We start from the raw sequence: 18,812 nt of genomic DNA on the forward strand, positions 1-18,812 counted from the left end.
CCCCCGCCCCCTACCCCCCTCCCGCGAGGGGAGGGGGGACTCAAAAGGGACAACGTGCGAGTGCCGTAGGCCGCGGGTGGCCGGCGGGTGATGCGTACCCGCAGGCTGGGAGCCTGCGATGATCACCGTCGTTGATCTCGGCGGCACCAAGATCGCCGCCGCCCGGGTGATGGGCGCCAGAGTGCTGGATCGGCGCCAAGCGCCGACCCCGCGCGATGGAAAATTCGAGAGCCTGGTCGAGGCCGTCGCCGCCCTGGTGGCCGGCTGGGCCGACGGGCCGGTCGGCATCGCCACCACCGGCCTGGTGCGGGACGGCAGGCTCTCCGCCACCAACCCCGGCACCCTGCCGGTGCCGCCGGATTCGCCTCTGGTCGCGGCGCTGCAGGACCGGCTCGGCGTGACGGTGCGGGCGGTCAACGATGCCCAGGCCGCGGCCTGGGGCGAGTTCCGCCACGGTGCCGCGCGGGGCGTCGGGTCGATGGTGTTCCTGACCGTGTCGACCGGCGTCGGCGGCGGGCTGGTGCTGGATGGAGAATTGCGGGTCGGGCCGGGCGGCCTGGCCGGGCATCTCGGCCATGTCGTGGCGGTGCCGGACGGGCCTCTGTGCGGCTGCGGCCGGCGCGGCTGCGTCGAAGCCGTGGCCTCCGGCCGGGCCCTGGCCGCCGCGGCGACCAAGACCTTCGGAGTGGAGATGGACACGCCAGCCCTGTTCCGGCGGGCGGACCCGGCGGCCGCGGCGCTGATCGACCGTGCCACCGCCGCCATCGCCCGGCTGCTGGCCGACCTGAAGGCGGCGCTGGACCTCGACCTCGCCGTGATCGGCGGCGGCGTCGGCCTGGCGGACGGGTTCCTCGGCCGGGTCGAGCTCGCGCTGGCGGCCGAGCCGCGGCAGTTCCGGCTGCCGCTGCGCCCGGCCGCGCTCGGTCACGATGCGGGGCTGATCGGCATGGCCGGCCTGCTGGGTGCCGACCAGCCCCGCTGATCCTGCGTCAGGCCGCCGCCGCCGCCGTCCTGCGCGGCCGGATGCCGACCGTGATCATCACCGCGGCGACCAGCAGCACGAAGCCGGCGGCGGTGAACACGCCCAAGGCACCACTGACGTCGAAGATGGCGCCGCCGGCCGCGGCCCCGGTCGCGATCGCCAGCTGCACCGCGGCGACCAAGAGGCCGCCGGCGCTTTCCGCCTCGTCGGGGACGGTGCGGGTCAGCCAGGTCGACCAGGCCACCGGCACCGCGCCGAAGGCCACGCCCCACAGCGCCACCATCGCCGTGTTCGCCACCGGCGCGCCGCCGCCCACCGCCACCAGGCCGAGCCCGAGGACGCCCATGGTCAGCGGCATCAGCATCATGGTCAGCCGCATGCTGCGCTCGAGCAGGAAGCCGCCCAGGAAGGTGCCCAGGAAATTGGCGATGCCGAAGCCCAGCAGGATGCCCGACACGCCGGTGATGCCGACGCCGGTCACGGTCTCCAGGAACGGCCGGATATAGGTGAAGAAGGCGAAATGCCCGGTGAACACCAGCAGCACGGCCAGCATGCCGAAGCCGACCTGCGGCCGGGCCAGCACCTCGACCAGGGTGCGCAGCCGCGTCGTCCCGCTCGGCGCCATGCGCGGCAGCGTCGCGACCTGCACGGCCAGCGCCAGCAGCCCCAGGCCCGCCGCGATCACGAACACGCCGCGCCAGCCGATGATGTCGCCGAAATAGCTGCCCATCGGGGCGGCGGCGACGGTCGCGGCCGAGACGCCGCTGAACAGCAGCGACAACGCCCGCGGCACCAGCGCCTCCGGCACCAGCCGCATCACCGTCGCCGCCGACATGGTCCAGAAGCCGCCCAGCGCCACGCCCAGCAGCACCCGCGCCAGCAGCAGGGCCGGCAGGCCGGGGGCGAAGGCGACCAGCAGGTTCGACACCGTCAGCAGGATGGAGAAGGACAGCAGCACGATGCGCCGGTCGATCCGACGGGTCGCGGTCGAGACCAGCAGGCTGGTCACCAGCGCCACCACGGCGGTCGCCGTCACCGCCTGGCCGGCCAGGCCCTCGGTCACGCCCAGATCGGCCGCCATCGGCGTCAGCAGGCTGGCCGGCAGGAACTCCGCCGTCACCAGCCCGAACACGCCGAGCGTCATCGAGACGACCGCGCCCCAGGCCGGCTCCTCCCGCGCCGACGCCGCGCCCGTCCGCTGTGCTCCCTCGATCATGGGGACCATCCTTCGAAGAGTTTTGCTGAAGAGGATTTTGATGCAGTGCAGCAGAAGGTAGGATGGACTCTTCGGACGATCCATGCCAGATACTCCGGAATGTTTGATCGTCCGTCCGAATCGCGATCCGAGCCCTCGGCGCCGCGGCCGACTGGCCCTCGGACCTCCGGCGACCTGGTCAGCGAGCTGCTGCTGGGCATGCGCCTGTTCGGCGTGGACTACCGCCGGATCGCGCTCGTGCCGCCCTTCGGCATCGGCTTCGGCACCGTCGAGAACCGGGCCCAGTTCCACTTCGTCGCCCGCGGCCCGGTGGTCCTGCGCACCGCCGACGGCACGCTCCACACCCTCGGCTCGGGCGACGCCGTGCTGCTGCCGCGCGGTGGCCCGCACGAGCTGCTCTCCGCGCCTGACCAGGCCAGCCGCGACATCTCCAGCTTCGCGACCGAGACCTTGTGCAAGAGCGTCGGCGTCATCCGCGCCTGCCCGGAAGGCTGCGAGCCCGGCTCGGGCATGCTGATCTTCAGCGGCTGCATGGAGTTCGACCTCGGCGGCATGCACCCGCTGGTGGCGCTGATGCCGGAGGTGATGCTGGTCGGCACGCTGCTCGACCGCCACCCGGAGATCCTGCCGATGCTGGAGGCGATGGCGCGCGAGGCCTGCGACGAGCGCGCCGGCTTCGCCGCGATCCTGGCGCGGCTGGCCGATGTCGTCTCCGCCTCGATCGTCCGCGGCTGGGTCGAATGCGGCTGCGGCGACGCCAAGGGCTGGATCGAGGCGCTGCGCGACCCACGCCTCGGCCGCGTCATCGCCGCCATGCACCGCGACCCGGGCCGGGACTGGACGGTGGCGGAGCTGGCGGCGGAGATGGGCGCGTCGCGCTCGGTCTTCGCCGAACGCTTCCTGGCCGTCACCGGCCTGACCCCGCTGCGCTATGTGGCCGATCTGCGCATGCGCCTCGCCGCGCAGTGGATCGGCCGCGACCGGATGCCGATCGAGGCCGCGGCCCACCGCCTCGGCTACGGCTCGCAGGCCGCGTTCAGCCGGGCCTTCAAGCGCGTGATCGGCCGGTCGCCCGGGGCGGTCCGCGCCGCCCCCGCGGGCGCCGACGGTCAGACGTTCGAGCTGTAGATCGCGTCGACCACCGCGTCGGTGACCTGCTGCGTCGTGGCGGTGCCGCCGACATCCGGGGTCAGGATCCCGGCCCCGGTCACCCGCTCGACCGCCCGCATCAGCCGCCCCGCCGCCTCATGCTCGCCGAGATGCTCCAGCATCTGCGCCGCGGTCCAGAAGCTGGCGACCGGGTTGGCGATGCCCTTGCCGGTGATGTCGAAGGCCGAGCCGTGGATCGGCTCGAACATCGACGGAAAGCGCCGCTCCGGGTCGATGTTGGCGGTCGGCGCCACGCCCAGGCTGCCGGCCAGCGCCCCGGCCAGGTCGGACAGGATGTCGGCATGCAGGTTGGTGGCGACGACGGTGTCGATGCTTTGCGGCTTCAGCGTCATCCGGACCGTCATGGCGTCGACCAGCATCTTGTCCCAGGTCACGTCCGGGAATTCGCGGGCCACCTCGGCCGCGATCTCGTCCCACATCACCATGCCGTGGCGCTGGGCGTTCGACTTGGTGACGACGGTCAGCAGCTTGCGCGGCCGCGCCTGCGCCAGGCGGAAGGCGTAGCGCATGATCCGGCTGACGCCGACACGGGTGAAGATTGCGACCTCGGTGCCGACCTCCTCCGGCAGGCCGCGATGGGCGCGCCCGCCATGGCCGGAATACTCGCCCTCGGAGTTCTCGCGCACGATCACCCAGTCCAGGTCGCCGGGCCCGGCATGGCGCAGCGGCGAGGTGATGCCCGGCAGGATCCGGGTCGGCCGGACATTGGCGTACTGGTCGAAGCCCTGGCAGATCGGCAGCCGCAGGCCCCACAGCGTGATGTGGTCCGGCACGTCGGGCGCGCCGACCGCGCCGAAATAGATCGCGTCGAACGGCTTCAGGATCTCCAGCCCGTCCGCCGGCATCATCGCGCCGTGCGTCTTGTAGTAGTCCGACCCCCAGTCGAAGGTCGTCACCTCGAACCGGACGTCGCCGAGCCGCTGCTGCAGCGCCTCCAGCACGGTGATGCCGGCGGCGATCACCTCGGGGCCGATGCCGTCGGCGGGGATGGCTGCGATCGAATGGTCGCGCATGGGCGGGTCTCCTGGGACGAGCGTAAGGTCAGCGCGGGCCGACCGGAAGGGGGATGGGGCGGCGCGGCAGTGTCGCCGGGCACCTTAGGCTCGGGGTGTGCGGACCCTCAATCCGCGTTGGATTGTCCAAACAAATGATATAATCCGGCGCGGGCAGGGGAGACGGGATGGATCTGCACCAGCTTCGCTGCTTCGTCGCGGCCGCGGAGGAGCTGCATTTCGGGCGCGCGGCGCAGCGGCTGGCCATGCTGCCCTCGGCGCTCGGCCGACACATCCGCCTGCTCGAGGAGGATCTCGGCACGCGGCTCCTGGCCCGGACCACGCGCCATGTCACCCTGACCGAGGACGGCGCCGTCCTGCTCGACGAGGCGCGGGCCTTGTTGGCGCGGGCCGACGATCTGGCGACGCGGTTCCGGGCCCGCGGACGCAGCCGGGCCGCGACGCTGCGGCTCGGCGCCATCGACAGCGCCGCGGCGGGGCTGGTGCCGCTGCTGCTCCATGATTTCCGGGAGCGCCGCCCCGACGTCACGGTCCGCCTGGTCGAGGACAAGACCATCCGCCTGGTGCCGCGCCTGCTGTCGGGCCGGCTCGACCTCGCCCTGATCCGCCCGCCGGAGACGCCGGACAAGGCGCTGGAGATCCTGTTCCTGTTCCATGAATCCGCCGTGGTGGCGGTGCCGGAAGCCCATGTCCTGGCCGGCCGCGACCGGCTGGCGGTCGCCGATCTCGCCGGTGAGCCGCTGATCGTGCCGGAGCGCCGGTCGCGGCCCCACAGCCACGACCTCACCGTCAAGCTCTTCGCCGAGGCCGGGCTGCAGCCGCACATCGCGCAGGTCGCGGACGAGAAGCAGACCATCGTCAACCTGGTCGCGGCCGGGCTGGGCGTGGCCGTCGTGCCGCGCTGGACCGAGAGGATGGCGACCCGGGGCGTCCGCTACATCCCGCTCGAAGGGACCGGCGGGACCATGGACCGGCTGCCACTGGCGGCCGCCTGGTTGCGCGGCGCCCGCGACGCGGTGCGCGACGACATGATCGCGCTGCTGCGGTCAGGCCTGGGCCGCTATTCCGGCCAGGCCTGACGGGCGACGCCGATCTGGACCTTGTCGGGCGCTGATGTCGCCCTCCCGCGAGCAGGGCGGTTCGCAATAGAGAAATCTGGATTTTATCAATATTTCTCGATCAATATAAATATTGATGTAATGGTGATGCAAGAACTACAATGAAGGTCAGAATATGAGAGGCAAATTCATTTAAAATCGTGGGTGACGCGCTGAGGATCCGCATGGCGCGGCGCCGGCGATGACGAAGCCTCCAGCCCAAGGATGTGTGGCCTTTTCACGTTGGAGGCGACCATGCCGCAATTGAACATCTCGACGATCTGCGATCGCATTGCCGTACAAGCGCCCTATTTCGCTTTTGGCGAACTGGAAGCCCTCCCGGAGGGGGCCGTTCGTGGCGTCTTCGCCTCGGAGCAGACGGTCGGCTACGAGCGCGGGCCGGTCGCCTCGGCCGAAATCGGGCGGCATCTCGCCATCCTCGGCTCCTGCGCCGCGGTGGCCGGGCGGGCGACGGAGCGCATCTACTATCTCGCGACCAGGGCGCGCTTCAGCACCCTCGATGGCGTCCCGCCCAGGGGCGCGGGGCGAGGCTTCGAAGCGACCGCCGAGACGGTGAGCCAGGACCGGCGGTCCCTGACGGCGCAGGCGATCGTGTCGGACGGTGCGCCTTTCGGCCATCTGCGCTGCGAGTACCAGGCTCTGCCGGAACGGGTGTTCCAGCGGCTGTTCCAGGACTACAGGACCGAGGAGGTCCCTCTTCCCGGCGGGTCTCCCTATCGCGAGCCGATCCCGCTGGAGTTCGACGAGCCGCAGGCACTGTCGCTCACAGCGCGCAGCCAGCCGCTCGCGCCGGCCCGGTGCGCCGGCCACTTTCCCGGCTATCCGGCATGGCCGGTCGCGATCATCGCGGAGACTATCGCGCAGGTGGTGAGCCGGCTCCTGCACAACATCCTGGGCCGGGAAACCGACTACTCCGTGATCCGGACCGACATCGCGGCGCTGAAGCTCGTTCCCGCCGCGGCGCCGCTGTCCTTCCATGTCGATTGCCTTTCGGCCTCGCGCACCCTCTCGCACTACGTCTTCTCCGCCCGGGTGATGCAGGGCGAGGAGATCGCAGCGACCCTGGATACGGAGCTGCGCGTGTGATCGGCCGCCGTTCCGGGCGCTACCTCTTCGCGAAATTGGCCGCGATCCGCTGCTGCAGATAGTCATGCGCCGTGATCGGCTCGTAGCGCCGGCCCTGGATCACCGCGTCCTTGTTGGCCTGGCAGAAGAAGGCCATGGAATAGCGCGACCCCTGCGGCTCCTGCGGCTTCGGCATGCGGACGCGGTGCAGGGTGGACAGCAGCCGGTCGTCGCTCCAGCGCATCAGCATGTCGCCGATGTTGCAGGTGACGACGCCGGGCAGCGGCTCGACATCGGTCCATTCCAGCGCCTCGGCCTCCTTGCCGGGGCACAGCTGCAGCCCGCCCTGGCCGGGACGCTGGTGCAGCAGGGTCAGGCAGTCGAAATCCGTGTGCGCCCCGGCGCGCCAGAATTGGAAGTCCTCCGGCCGCGCGTTCTCCATCGGCAGGTAGTGCAGCAGGCGCAGCGTGCTCTGGTACTCCGGCGATTGCGGGTCGTGCGCCGCGGTGAAGAAGTCGGGTGCGAAGCCGAGCTTCAGCCGGAAGCAGTCCAGCACCTTCATGCCGAGCGTCCAGTTCGCCCGCTCGAAGGCCAGCATCGTGGCCTTGAAGCCGGCCAGCTCCTCGCCGCCCGGCCACAGCGCCGCCATCCGCGGCAGGGTGATCTGGTAGGATTCCTTCTGGTCGGCGGTACCGGTTGACGGCCGCACCTGCGCCTTGTACTCCCAGCCGGCATTGCTGCCGCCGATCAGCGGGTACTGCGCCTTGACCGGCTGCGGCAGGGCGAAGAAGCGCTCGGCCATCAGGAACGCCTCGTCCACCAGCTCCGGCGCAATGCCGTGGCCGACCAGCTGGAAGAAGCCGATCTCGGTCGCCGCGGCCCACAGCGCATCGGCGATCTCCACCTTCCGCGCCTCGTAGCGGCTCATGTCGATGCGCGGCACCTCGCGCGGCTTCTCCCGGCCCGCGCCGCCATAGGTCGCCTCCCGGCGCAGCTCCTCGAGCGTGGTGTCGGTCATCGAATTCTCCTTCCGTGACATGCGGTTGCTCACCCGGCCCGGGCGATCCGGGCCACGATCCGTCCGGCGTCGGCGGACAGCCGGTCGAGGTCGAGCCACGGCAGCGTGCCGCCCTCCACCACCGGCCGGCCGTCGACGAAGCTGTGGCGGACCCGCGCCCCGCCGCCGGAGATGACCGGCCCCAGCACCCGGTCGTGCTGGCCGAGATAGCGCGGCGCGCCGAGGTCGAAGATGGCGAGATCGGCCTGCTTGCCGGGCTCGATCGTGCCGATCGCGTCGAAGCCCAGGGCGCGGGCGCCGCCGGCCGTGGCCCAGTGCAGCACGGTCTCGGCGGTGGTCGCGGCCGCGCCCTTCTGCGCCCGGTGCAGCGAGAAGGCGGCGTACAGCGCCGAGGCCATGTCCGCGGCCTCGTTCGCCGCCGCCCCGTCGACCGCCAGCGACACCGTCCCGCCCAGCGCGTGCAGCCGGTCGGCCGGCGCGATGCCGGATCCCAGCCGGGCATTGGCCTGCGGGCAATGCGCCATGGCGGTCCCGGTCTCGGCCAGAAGCCGCAGCTCGGCCTCGTCGCATTCGACCAGATGGGCGAACCAGACGTCGGGCCCCAGCCAGCCGTGCCCGGCCAGCCATTCCACCGGCCGCTGGGCATAGCGCGCCATGGTGTAGGTGACGTAGTCGATGGTCTCCGACAGGTGCGAATGCAGCCTGAGGCCCATGGACCGCGCCGCGGCGGCGACCTCGCGCAGTTCCCCTTCCTCCAGCGAGAAGGTCGGGGTGGTCGGGGCGAAGGCGACCCGGCGCATCGACGTGGGGGAGGGGTCGTGCCAGCGCCGGGCCGCGGCCTCGACCGCGGCGATCATGCGGTCGAGCGGCTCGGTCGGCAGCGGCGCGGCGCGGCCGGAATCGAAGGCGCGACCCTTGGTGGCGCCGCCGCGGGCCAGGACGAAGCGCAGGCCGAAGCGCTGCGCCGTCTCGAACAGGATCGCGTCCGGATCGAAGTCGTAGCGCTCTGAGTAGAAATAGTGATGATCGGCGACCGTGGTCGCGCCGGACAGCGCCAGCTCGGCCAGGCCGATGGTGGCGGCGACGCCCATCGCCTCCTCGTCCAGCCGGTCCCAATAGGCGTAGGGGACCAGGCGCAGCCAGGCGGCCAGCGCCTCGTTCATCCCCTCCGGCACGGCCTTCAGCACGCTCTGGAACAGGTGGTGGTGGGTGTTGACCAGGCCGGGGGTGACGACCGCGCCGGCGGCGTCGACCACCCGCTCGCCCGGCTCCGGCCGCAGGTCGCCGAGCTCGGCGATGACGCCGCCGCGCACCCGGATGTCGCCCGCCGCCCGGGCCGCGGCACCGGGCAGGCCGGTCAGGATGCCGACGGCACCGGTGATCACGAAATCGGTCATGCGCGGCCCCGCGGCAGGCTCCAGGGGAACCACAGGCGCTGCACCGCGGTGACCAGGTGGAACAGCGCCAGCGACAGCAGCACCAGCACCACCAGCCCGGCCCAGGCCTGCTGCACCTTGAACATCGAGGTCGAGAACTGGATGAAGTAGCCCAGGCCCTTCTCGGCGGCGACGAACTCGGCCACCACCGCGCCGATCACGGCGAGGGTGATCGAGATCTTCAGCGCCGAGAAGATATACGGCACGGCGAAGGGCAGGCGGATCTGCGTGATCTCGCGGATCGCCGGCGCGCGCAGGCTGCGCGACAGCTCGATCAGCTCGGGCGGCGTCGCCATCATCCCGGTGGTGATCGAGACCACCAGCGGGAAGAAGGTGATCAGCCCGGTGATGACGACGCGCGGCGCGTCGCCGGAGCCGAGCCCGACGATGATGATCGGCGCCACCGCCACGACCGGGATCGACTGGACGACGACGAGGATCGGGTACAGCGCCCGCGACAGCAGCTCCGACCGCGCCAGGGCCACGGCGATCGGCAGCGAGACGGCGATCGAGACGAAATAGCCGATCAGGGCCACGCGCAGCGTCGCCCAGACATGGTCGAGCCAGCGCGCGGTCTCGACCGCCTCGAAGCCGCCGAGGATGCGGCTCGGCGCCGGCAGCAGGAAGCTGGGGATGTCGAGCAGGCGGCAGGACGCCTCCCAGGCGACCAGGATCAGCGTGAAGGTCGCGGCCGGCAGCAGGCCGGGCGTGCGGGCCAGCCGTGCCGCCCGCAGCCGCCGGTCGGCGCCGGCCTCAGGCCGCGCGCTTGAGGAGGAGGGTGCGGAGATATCCGACATGGTCGTGCAGGGCCTTCTGGTTGCTGGTGTCGATGCCGCGCGGCCGGGGCAGGCCGATGGTGAGGTCCTCGACCACGCGGCCGGGCCGGTCGCTCAGCACCACGACCCGGTCGGCCAGCAGCACCGCCTCGCCGATCGAATGGGTGATGAACAGCACCGTCTTCGGCTGCGCCTCCCAGATCCGCAGCAGCTCGAACCCCATCTCTTCGCGGGTCAGCGCGTCGAGGGCGGAGAAGGGCTCGTCCATCAGCAGGATGTCCGGGTCCATGAACAGCGCCCGGGCGATGCCGACGCGCTGCTGCATGCCGCCCGACAGCTCGGCCGGCAGCCGCTTCTCGAAGCCCGCCAGGCCGACCCGGGCCAGCAGGGACCGGGCGCGCTCCCGGTCGCCGGGGCCGGCCCGTCCGGCCTTGTGCCGGGCCGGGAAGACGACGTTGTCCTCGGCCGTGGCCCAGGGCAGCAGCGTCGGCTTCTGGAACACGATGCCGATGTCGTCGCGCGGCTCCGTCACCTGTCGGCCGAAGACCTCGACCGTGCCGGCGGTCGGACGCAGGAGGCCGGCGGCCAGGCGCAGCAGGGTGGACTTGCCGCAGCCCGACGGGCCGAGCACCGCCACGAACTCGTGCCGGCCGATCGCCATGTCGACGCCGCCGAGGGCGCGGATCGTGCCGGCATCGGTCCGGAACGCCTGCTCGACGCCGGCGAAGCGGATGGCGGGCGGCGGGGCCGTCATGCGCTCACATCCCCGGCAGGAAGCTGCGGTCGACGACGGCCTCGGGGTCGAGCGCCGCGGGGTCCAGCTTCTCCGCCTTGGCCACGCGCTCCCAGGTCGCCTTCAGGCGGCCGGGCTCGAACACGCCGAGCCCGTCCTTCTCCGTCACCTCGTTGAAGGCGAGCGCCAGCGCGTCCTTGACCGAGCCCTCGACGTCCTCGGCCGACAGCTCCGGCACCATCGCCGCGACCGCCTCCGCAGCCTCCTTCGGATGGGCCTTCGTGAACTCCAGGGACTGCTTGTAGGCGGCGACGAAGCGCCGGGCCACGTCCGGCCGCTCCTTCAGGAACCGGTCGGAGGCGATCAGCGACGCGGAGTAGAGGTCGAGCCCCGCCGCCGACCACGGCAGGATGACCAGCTCCTTGCCCGCCTCCCGCGCCTGGCCGGTGTAGCGGGCGACATCGGTCAGCCAGGCGATGATCACGTCGGTCCGGCCGGTCATCAGCATGGGGCCGAGCGCGCCGGGATCGGCCTTGGTCAGGGTGATGTCGCCCTCGGACAGGCCGACATCGGCCAGCACCAGCGGCAGGTAGATGTTGGATTCGGTGAAGGGCGAGGTGGCGACGCCCTTGCCCTTCACATCCGCGATCGTGGCGATGCCGCCGCCGGCCAGGGCATAGAAGGCGTGCGGGCCCTGGTTGAACAGCGACATCACCGCGGTGACCGGCACCTTCTCGGTCGCCCGCGCCGACATCAGCGCGCCGAGGCCGGCCGAGCCGATGTCGGAATTGCCGGTGGCGATCTTGGTGATCGCCTCGGACGAGCCGCGACCGCTCTCGATCTTGACCTCCAGCCCGGCCTCCGCGCAGAAGCCCTTCTGGACGCAGACATAGATCGGCGCCTTGTCGCCGCCCGGCAGCCAGTCGAGCTGGTAGACGACCTTGTCCGCCGCCTGCGCAGCCGGAATGGCAATGGCCAGGGCGAAGACCCCGCCGAGCAGCCTCGCGAGTGTTCCGTGCACGGAAAGCCCCCTTGGTTCGTGGCGCAGACGTGGTCCCGTCCGTCCGATGCCGGACGGGCCGGCTGCTGCGCCTGTCGTGTCGCTGAACGGGTTAGAAGTCGGCATGCCGTCGCTCCAAGCGTCGATCCTGCCGAGCAATGTCCCGGGCCTCGGCCCTGACCGCTTCTACTCGTCGCCGCGAACCATGCAGGAGGCGTGCCACTCCTCAGGCCGGCAGAATGGCGGCGCCCAACGATATTCGGCACGCGTGACCGGCCTGGATTTGAGCAGCCTGCCCAAACAATGGTCAGATCCGCGGTTGCCCGAGTCATGGGCGCTGCGGTCCTTGTGGCAGGGCGGAGGGCCCGCTAGGACTGTCGGGACGGACGAGGAGAAGGGCCATGGCGATAACCCCGGAACGCGACCTCGCGCTGCTGCGCCGGACGATCCGGCTGGCCGAAGAGGCGCGGGCGCGCGGCGACCATCCGTTCGGCGCGCTGCTGGCCGACGCCGACGGCAATGTCCTGCTGGAGGCGATGAACACCTGCGGCACGCGGGGCGACCGGACCGGCCATGCCGAGCGCAACCTGATGACGGAGGCGTCGATCCAATACGGCGTCGCCTTCCTCGCCGGCTGCACCCTGTATTCCAGCGCCGAGCCCTGTGCGATGTGCGCCGGCTCGGCCTATTGGGCCGGGGTCGGCCGGGTGGTCCACGGCTTCGGCGAGGCGGCGCTGAAGGCGCTGATCGGCCCCGATCCGGAGAACCTGACCATGGACCTGCCCTGCCGCGATGTCTTCGCCGCCGGCCAGCGGCGGGTCGAGGTGGTCGGCCCGCTCTTGGAGGAGGAGTCGGCGCGGGTGCATGACGGCTTCTGGCGGCCGCCGGCGCCATAACCGGAAGTGATGCCCGCCGGTCCCGATGGTATGATGATCGTGCCATCACGGATCGCGGCCGCGTTTCGGCGGCCCAGGCAGGAGGTCATCTGGTGCGGGATTCCGCCGAACCCATCGTCCGCCGGAAGCTGTGGCACGAGATCTTCGATCGCCTCAGGTCGATGATCACGCGCGGCGAGCTGGCGCCGGGCGACGCCATGCCGTCGGAGCGCGACCTGATGGACCGCTTCGGCGTCGGCCGCCCGGCGATCCGCGAGGCGATGCAGGCCCTGGCCAATATGGGCCTGATCACCATCAGCCATGGCGAGCGCGCCCGCGTGCGGCAGCTGACGGCGAAGTCGATCATCCAGCAGGTCGACCTTTCCGCCCAGTTCCTGCTCTCCGCCTCGCCGGACAGCCTCGAGCATCTGAAGCAGGCGCGCCGCTTCTTCGAGCGCGGCATGGTGCGCGAGGCGGCGGAGAAGGCGACGGAAGAGGATGTCGCCCGGCTGGAGGAAACGCTGCGGGACCAGAGCGGCAAGCTCGACGACCCGGCCGCCTTCATCGCCGCCGACATGCGCTTCCACAGCCGGATCGCCGCGATCTCCGGCAACCCGATCTTCGAGGCGGTCAGCGAGGCGATGCTGAGCTGGCTGCGCGAATACCACACCGAGATGCTGATCTGGACGGGGAAGGAGAACGTCACCCTGTCCGAGCACCGCGAGATCCTCGCCCACATCCGCCGGCACGACCCGGATGCCGCCGAGGCGGCGATGATCCGCCACCTGGACCGGTCCGCCGTGCTCTACGCGCATCACGCCTGACGCGCATCCGCGGCCATGGACATCTCGCAGCTGCCGCTCAATGCCCTGCGGGCCTTCGAGGCCTCGGCGCGGCATTGCAGCTTCACCCGGGCGGGGCTGGAGCTGCGGGTGACGCAGACGGCCATCAGCCATCAGGTCAAGGCGCTCGAGGAGGTGCTGGGCGTCACCCTGTTCAAGCGCCTGTCGCGCGGCCTGGCCCTGACCGACGAAGGGCACGTGCTGCTGCCGGTGCTCACCGACGCCTTCCGCCGGATGAGCACCGCGCTCAGCCAGTTCGAGGAAGGGAATTTCCGTGAGATCCTCACCATCGGCGTGGTCGGCACCTTCGCCATCGGCTGGCTGCTGCCGCGCCTGGCATCGTTCCGGGATCAGCATCCGCATGTCGATCTGCGCCTGAAGACCAACAACAACCGTTCGGACATCCTGCTCGACGGGCTGGACCTGTTCATCCGGTTCGGCGACGGCGCCTGGCACGGGACGGACGCCATCCACCTGATGGACGCGCCGCTGTCCCCGGTCTGCGCGCCGGCGATCGCCCGGCGGCTGCGCATCCCGGCGGATCTGGCGGGGGAGGAGCTGCTGCGGTCCTACCGCAGGGACGAGTGGTCCCTCTGGTTCAGGGCGGCCGGATTCGAGCCGCCGGTCCTCCGGGGCTGGATGTTCGATTCGTCGCTGACGCTCGTGCAGGCGGCGGAGCGGGGCATGGGCGTCGCGCTGGTTCCGGTCGCGATGTTCGGCCAGGAGATCGAGGCAGGCCGGATCGTCCAGCCCTTCGACATGGCGGTGCAGGCCGGCGGCTATTGGCTGACGCGGCTGAAATCGCGCGAGGAAAGCGCCTCGATGCGGGCATTCCGCCAATGGCTGCTGGCCGAAGCCGGGGCAGGGCGCCGGCCGTAGGAGACGGCCCTTGTCCCGCCCGCCCAGTCGCCAGGGGCGTCGGCCTCGAGGCTTCCGACCCCTCCTTTGGCGTTTTTATCTCCTCGGTTTTGCTGTAACCGGCTGATGCAGGGGTGGTCATGGCGGGAGAGGGGTGATACCGCACCGCAGACTTGGCGATGATGCGATCCAGGACGATGGACTCGGATGACGGTGCATGAGCCGATCGGCAGGCCGGGCGCGCCGCGCCTGATGGAGTGCCATGAATGCGGCCTGGGCCATGCCGTGCCGGTGCTGCCGGACGGCACCGCCGCCCGCTGTGTGCGCTGCGGCGCCACCCTGCACCGGTTCCGCGCCAGCTCGCTCGACCACGCCTTCGCCTACACCTGCGCCGGGCTGGTGCTGTTCCTGATGGCGAATCTCCTGCCCTTCATCTCGCTGGAGATCTCCGGCCGGGTGCAGAGCGCCAGCCTGGTCACCGGCGTCTTCGCGCTCTACCGGCAGGGCTTGTGGGAGCTGGCGGCGGTGGTGGCGCTGACCATGTTCCTGGCCCCCGGCCTGCGGCTGGGCACGCTGTTCCTGGTGCTGGGGGGCCTGCGCCTCAGCCGTCCGCCGCGCTGGCTGCCGCGGCTGTACCGCTGGGCCGACCGGCTGGGCCCCTGGGCGATGGTCGAGGTCTACATGCTCGGCGTCTTCGTCGCCTATGTGAAGCTGGTCGACCTCGCCACCATCGTGGTCGGGCCCGGCCTCTATTCGGTCGGCGGGCTGATGCTGGCGATCATCGCCGCCGGCACCAGCCTGGACACCGAGACGGTGTGGCGGGCGTTCGAGCGCCGCGGCCTGGTGCCGACCCCGCCGCCGGCCGATCCGCGCCGCCCGACCTGCCTGTGCCATGGCTGCGGCCAGGTCTCCAACCTGCCGCCCGGCGGCCATGGCGGCTGCCCGCGCTGCGGCGCCGCCCTGCACCGGCGCCGGCCGGAGAGCCTGACCCGCACCTGGGCGCTGGTGGTGACCGCGATCATCCTCTACATCCCGGCCAACCTGCTGCCGGTGATGACGGTGATCTCGCTGGGCAGCGGGGCGCCGGACACGATCATGAGCGGGGTGATCGAGCTGGCCGATTCCGGCATGTGGCCGCTGGCGGCGCTGGTGTTCTTCGCCTCGATCACCGTGCCGGTGCTGAAGCTGGCCGGGCTGATCTATCTGCTGGTGACGACCCGGCGCGGCAAGACCGGGCAGTTGCGCAACCGCACCGTGATCTACCGCATCGTCGAGGCGGTCGGCCGCTGGTCGATGATCGACATCTTCATGATCTCGATCCTGGTGGCGCTGGTCCAGCTCGGCGAGCTGGCGACGATCGAGCCCGGGGTCGGCGCCGTGTGCTTCGCCGCCGTCGTGGTCATCACCATGATCGCGGCGATGACCTTCGATCCGCGGCTGATGTGGGACGCGGCAGGGGAAAACCATGACTGAGCCCGATGATCGGCCCGGGCCGGCGCCGGCCGCGCCGCGCCTCGACCGCAGGCGGCGGTTCTCGCCGATCTGGCTGGTGCCGATCGTGGCGGCGCTGGTCGGCGTCTACCTCGCCTGGATCACCTTCTCGGAGAAGGGGCCGACCATCACCATCAGCTTCCAGACCGCGGACGGGCTGGAGGCCGGCAAGACCCAGATCAAGCACAAGGAGGTGGTGTTCGGCACGGTCAGGACCATCACCCTGTCCGAGGATCTGAGCCATGTCGAGGTCACCGCCGAGATGACCCGCGAGGCGGCGCCGCATCTGCGGGCCGGAACCCGCTTCTGGGTGGTGCGGCCGCGCTTCTCCGCCAGCGGCGTCTCCGGCTTGAGCACGATCGTCTCCGGCGCCCATATCGAGCTCGATCCCGGCCAGGGTACCAGCGAACGCCGTTTCACCGGGCTGGAGGACCCGCCGGTGGTGCGGGCCGGCGTGCCCGGCACATCCTATCTCCTGAAGACCGAGCGGATCGGCTCGGTCGGCGCTGGCTCGCCCGTCTATTTCCGCGGCGTGCAGGTTGGCCAGGTCACGGGCTACGATACCAACGATCTCGAGGCCGGGGTGACCATCCACGCTTTCGTGCGGGCACCCTACGACCGGTATGTCCATGACGGCACCCGGTTCTGGAACGCCGCCGGCATCTCGCTGACCACCGGTCCGCAAGGCTTCAAGCTGCAGCTCGAATCCCTCACGGCGGTGCTGGCCGGCGGCATCGCCTTCGACACCCCCGCCACCGCCCGCACCGGCGAGCCGGCCAAGGGCGGCACGGTCTTCACCCTGTACAAGGACGCCACCAGTAGCGAGGAGGCGGACTACACCGTCCGCCTGCCCTATCTGGTGTATTTCGACGGCTCGGTCGGCGGCCTGGCGCCCGGCGCCTCGGTCGAGTGGCATGGCATCAAGGTCGGCCAGGTCACCGATGTCCGGCTGCAATACGACGCCGCACAGAACCGGATGCGGATCCCGGTGGTGGTCGAGCTGGAGCCGCAGCGGGTCGAGCTGGTCGGCACCGACAAGGATTTCGGGGCCGGCAACTACATCGCCGACTTCGTCCGGCGCGGGCTGCGGGCGCAGCTGAAGACCGGCAACCTGATCACCGGCCAGATGGTGGTGACGCTCGACCTCTATCCCGACGCCGCCCCGGCGGAGCTGGGCACGGGCGACCGCTATCCGGTGATCCCGAGCGTTCCCGGGCAGCTCGACAGCGCCATGCGCTCGATCAACGGCATCCTCGACAAGGTCTCGGCGCTGCCGCTCGACCGGCTGGTCGAGCAGGCCAACGCCACGCTGAAATCCTTCGAGACCCTCGCGGCCGCGCCGGAGATCACGGAATCGCTGCGCTCGCTGGCCGGCGCCCTGTCCTCGACCCAGCAGCTCCTGGCCCAGGCCAACACCGACCTCCGCCCGGTGATGGAGAGGCTGCCGCCGCTGCTGACCACGGCGCAGCAGGCGGTGCGGCGGCTCAGCGGCACGCTCGGCGACCAGGGCTACGGCGCGGAGTCGACCTTCAAGCGCGACCTCACCCGGCTGATGAGCCAGGTCGAGGACACGCTGCGCTCGGTCCGGGTTCTCAGCGACTATCTCGAGCAGCACCCCGAGGCGCTGATCCGGGGCAAGACCGAAGGGCTGAACCGATGATGCTGTCGCGCCGCACCGCCCTCGCCGTCCTGCTGGCCGGGACGGCCGCCTGCTCCTCGACGCCGCCCAGGGTCTACACCCTGACGACGGCGCCGGGCGCGCAAGGTCCTGGCGGAGGCCGGCCGGTGACGGCCTCGGTGGCGGCGGTCGACATCCCGAAATATCTCGACCGGCCGCAGATCGTCCGCCGCTCCGGCGCGGTCGAGCTCGGAGTCGAGGAGTTCGAGCGCTGGGGCGAGCCCCTGGCCGACATGGTGCAGCGGGTGCTGGCCGACGACCTGGCCGCGCGCCTGCCGGCCGGGTCGGTCGTCACCACCAGCCGGACGCTGTCCGGCGACGAGGCCCTGACGGTCGAGCTGGCGCTCAGCCGTTTCGATCCCGACCCCGACAGCACGGTGGTGCTGGAGGCGCAGTGGCGGGTGCGGCGCAAGGCCGGCGGCCGGGCCCGGACCGAGACCGCCCGGATCACCCGCCGGCCGACGGACGACAGCACCGCCGCCCAGGTCCGGGCCATGAGTGACGCCCTGGGCGAACTCGCCGACCGCATCGCCCGGGACATGCGGTAGCCGCCGCTCAGCGGCCAACCAGTTTCTGCAGATGCTCGGGGTAGCGGGCGCCCTGCACCGCGATGCCGGAGAGGGCGTCGTCGATGTCGCGCAGCTCGTCGGGCGTCAGCTCGACCGCCGACGCGCCGACATTCTCCTCCAGCCGGTGCGGCTTGGTGGTGCCGGGGATCGGCACGATCCAGGGCTTCTGCGCCAGCAGCCAGGCGAGCGCGATCTGGGCCGAGGTCACCCGCTTGCGGGCGGCGATGGCGCCGAGCAGGTCGACCAGGGCCTGGTTCGCCTTGCGCGCCTCGGTCGAGAATCGCGGCACGATGTTACGGAAGTCGCCGCTGCCGAAGACCGTGCTGTCGCTGATCGCGCCGGTGAGGAAGCCCTTGCCCAGCGGGCTGAAGGGAACCAGGCCGATGCCGAGCTCCTCCAGCACCGGCAGAACCTCGGCCTCCGGCTCGCGCCACCACAGCGAATACTCGCTCTGCAGCGCCGCGACCGGCTGTACCGCATGGGCCCGCCGGATCGTCTGCGCCCCGGCCTCGGACAGGCCGAAATGCCGGACCTTTCCCTCTTGAATCAGGTCCTTGACCGCGCCGGCGACGTCCTCGATCGGCACGTTGGGGTCGACGCGGTGCTGGTAAAACAGGTCGATGACATCGGTCTTCAGCCGCTTGAGCGAAGCCTCGGCGACCTGCCGGATGCGCTCCGGCCGGCTGTCCGGGCCGGCCGGGGCGCTGCCGTCCTTGAAGCCGAACTTGGTGGCGATCACCACCTGGTCCCGCACTGGGGCGAGCGCTTCGCCGACCAGTTCCTCATTGGCGAAGGGGCCATAGGCCTCGGCGGTGTCGAAGAAGGTGACGCCGAGGTCGACGGCCTTGCGGATCAGCACGATCCCCGCCGCCGTCTCGACCGCCGGGCCGTAGCCGAAGCTGAGCCCCATGCAGCCGAGGCCGAGGGCCGACACTTCGAGGTCGCCGCGGCCCAGTTTGCGCTTCTGCATGT

General features: G+C 71.1%; 18 protein-coding genes. 10 read left to right on the top strand and 8 right to left on the bottom strand.

What is annotated here, in order from left to right; genetic code table 11:
* Positions 1-118: 118 nt before the first annotated feature.
* Positions 119-982 (top strand): N-acetylmannosamine kinase, encoded by an 864-nt coding sequence (locus tag ACFW16_RS30415; protein ID WP_380312317.1) that lies wholly within the window; start codon positions 119-121, stop codon positions 980-982.
* Positions 983-989: 7 nt separating this feature from the next.
* Here the strand turns inward: ACFW16_RS30415 and ACFW16_RS30420 are convergent, their stop codons facing one another.
* Complete coding sequence (locus ACFW16_RS30420; protein WP_380312319.1) at positions 990-2,198, bottom strand: MFS transporter; 1,209 nt, start codon at positions 2,196-2,198, stop codon at positions 990-992.
* A 99-nt stretch (positions 2,199-2,297) separates the two neighbouring features.
* On the opposite strand from ACFW16_RS30420, the gene ACFW16_RS30425 reads away from it, so the two are divergent.
* Positions 2,298-3,326 (top strand): cupin domain-containing protein, encoded by a 1,029-nt coding sequence (locus tag ACFW16_RS30425; RefSeq protein ID WP_380312321.1) that lies wholly within the window; start codon positions 2,298-2,300, stop codon positions 3,324-3,326.
* Here ACFW16_RS30425 and ACFW16_RS30430 read toward each other — a convergent pair.
* Positions 3,308-4,381: a tartrate dehydrogenase gene (locus tag ACFW16_RS30430; RefSeq protein ID WP_380312323.1), complete on the bottom strand. Its 1,074-nt coding sequence runs from the start codon at positions 4,379-4,381 to the stop codon at positions 3,308-3,310. The genes ACFW16_RS30425 and ACFW16_RS30430 overlap by 19 nt on opposite strands.
* 167 nt (positions 4,382-4,548) lie before the next feature.
* Between ACFW16_RS30430 and ACFW16_RS30435 the strand changes: the two genes are divergently transcribed.
* Positions 4,549-5,460, top strand: coding sequence for a LysR family transcriptional regulator (locus ACFW16_RS30435; RefSeq protein ID WP_380312325.1), 912 nt, complete (start codon positions 4,549-4,551; stop codon positions 5,458-5,460).
* 273 nt (positions 5,461-5,733) lie between these two features.
* The gene (locus tag ACFW16_RS30440; RefSeq protein ID WP_380312327.1) at positions 5,734-6,585 is read left to right on the top strand and encodes a hypothetical protein; all 852 of its coding nucleotides are present in this window, start codon (positions 5,734-5,736) and stop codon (positions 6,583-6,585) included.
* Positions 6,586-6,604: 19 nt separating this feature from the next.
* Here the strand turns inward: ACFW16_RS30440 and ACFW16_RS30445 are convergent, their stop codons facing one another.
* From ACFW16_RS30445 to ACFW16_RS30465, 5 genes are read right to left on the bottom strand one after another with little or no spacing between them, the layout of a single operon-like run.
* A complete protein-coding gene (locus ACFW16_RS30445) occupies positions 6,605-7,582 on the bottom strand; it encodes an isopenicillin N synthase family dioxygenase (protein WP_380312329.1) in 978 nt (325 codons plus the stop codon).
* Between the two features lie 29 nt (positions 7,583-7,611).
* Complete coding sequence (locus ACFW16_RS30450) at positions 7,612-8,979, bottom strand: amidohydrolase family protein (protein WP_380312331.1); 1,368 nt, start codon at positions 8,977-8,979, stop codon at positions 7,612-7,614.
* The gene (locus tag ACFW16_RS30455) at positions 8,976-9,815 is read right to left on the bottom strand and encodes an ABC transporter permease (protein WP_380312333.1); all 840 of its coding nucleotides are present in this window, start codon (positions 9,813-9,815) and stop codon (positions 8,976-8,978) included. The genes ACFW16_RS30450 and ACFW16_RS30455 overlap by 4 nt, the downstream gene beginning before the upstream one ends.
* Entirely contained in the window at positions 9,772-10,548 is a 777-nt protein-coding gene (locus ACFW16_RS30460; protein ID WP_380312335.1) for an ABC transporter ATP-binding protein, read from the bottom strand. Before ACFW16_RS30460 ends, ACFW16_RS30455 begins: the two co-directional genes overlap by 44 nt.
* Before the next feature lie 4 nt (positions 10,549-10,552).
* Positions 10,553-11,548, bottom strand: coding sequence for an ABC transporter substrate-binding protein (locus ACFW16_RS30465; RefSeq protein WP_380312338.1), 996 nt, complete (start codon positions 11,546-11,548; stop codon positions 10,553-10,555).
* A 380-nt stretch (positions 11,549-11,928) separates the two neighbouring features.
* Here ACFW16_RS30465 and ACFW16_RS30470 point away from each other — a divergent pair, with 380 nt between their 5' ends.
* From ACFW16_RS30470 to ACFW16_RS30495, 6 genes are all read left to right on the top strand, one after another.
* A complete protein-coding gene (locus tag ACFW16_RS30470; RefSeq protein WP_380312340.1) occupies positions 11,929-12,423 on the top strand; it encodes a nucleoside deaminase in 495 nt (164 codons plus the stop codon).
* A gap of 92 nt (positions 12,424-12,515) precedes the next feature.
* On the top strand, positions 12,516-13,226 hold the full coding sequence (locus ACFW16_RS30475) for a transcriptional regulator NanR (RefSeq protein ID WP_380312341.1): 711 nt from the start codon (positions 12,516-12,518) through the stop codon (positions 13,224-13,226).
* A gap of 15 nt (positions 13,227-13,241) precedes the next feature.
* On the top strand, positions 13,242-14,123 hold the full coding sequence (locus ACFW16_RS30480; RefSeq protein WP_380312343.1) for a LysR family transcriptional regulator: 882 nt from the start codon (positions 13,242-13,244) through the stop codon (positions 14,121-14,123).
* A 186-nt stretch (positions 14,124-14,309) separates the two neighbouring features.
* On the top strand, positions 14,310-15,575 hold the full coding sequence (locus ACFW16_RS30485; RefSeq protein ID WP_380312344.1) for a paraquat-inducible protein A: 1,266 nt from the start codon (positions 14,310-14,312) through the stop codon (positions 15,573-15,575).
* Complete coding sequence (locus tag ACFW16_RS30490; RefSeq protein ID WP_380312346.1) at positions 15,568-17,253, top strand: intermembrane transport protein PqiB; 1,686 nt, start codon at positions 15,568-15,570, stop codon at positions 17,251-17,253. Before ACFW16_RS30485 ends, ACFW16_RS30490 begins: the two co-directional genes overlap by 8 nt.
* Complete coding sequence (locus ACFW16_RS30495; RefSeq protein ID WP_380312348.1) at positions 17,250-17,819, top strand: membrane integrity-associated transporter subunit PqiC; 570 nt, start codon at positions 17,250-17,252, stop codon at positions 17,817-17,819. The genes ACFW16_RS30490 and ACFW16_RS30495 overlap by 4 nt, the downstream gene beginning before the upstream one ends.
* A gap of 7 nt (positions 17,820-17,826) precedes the next feature.
* Here the strand turns inward: ACFW16_RS30495 and ACFW16_RS30500 are convergent, their stop codons facing one another.
* Positions 17,827-18,810: an aldo/keto reductase gene (locus ACFW16_RS30500; RefSeq protein ID WP_380312351.1), complete on the bottom strand. Its 984-nt coding sequence runs from the start codon at positions 18,808-18,810 to the stop codon at positions 17,827-17,829.
* Between the last annotated feature and the right edge of the window lie 2 nt (positions 18,811-18,812).

The organism is Inquilinus sp. NPDC058860 (assembly GCF_042743185.1).
Classification (GTDB): Bacteria; Pseudomonadota; Alphaproteobacteria; order DSM-16000; family Inquilinaceae; genus Inquilinus.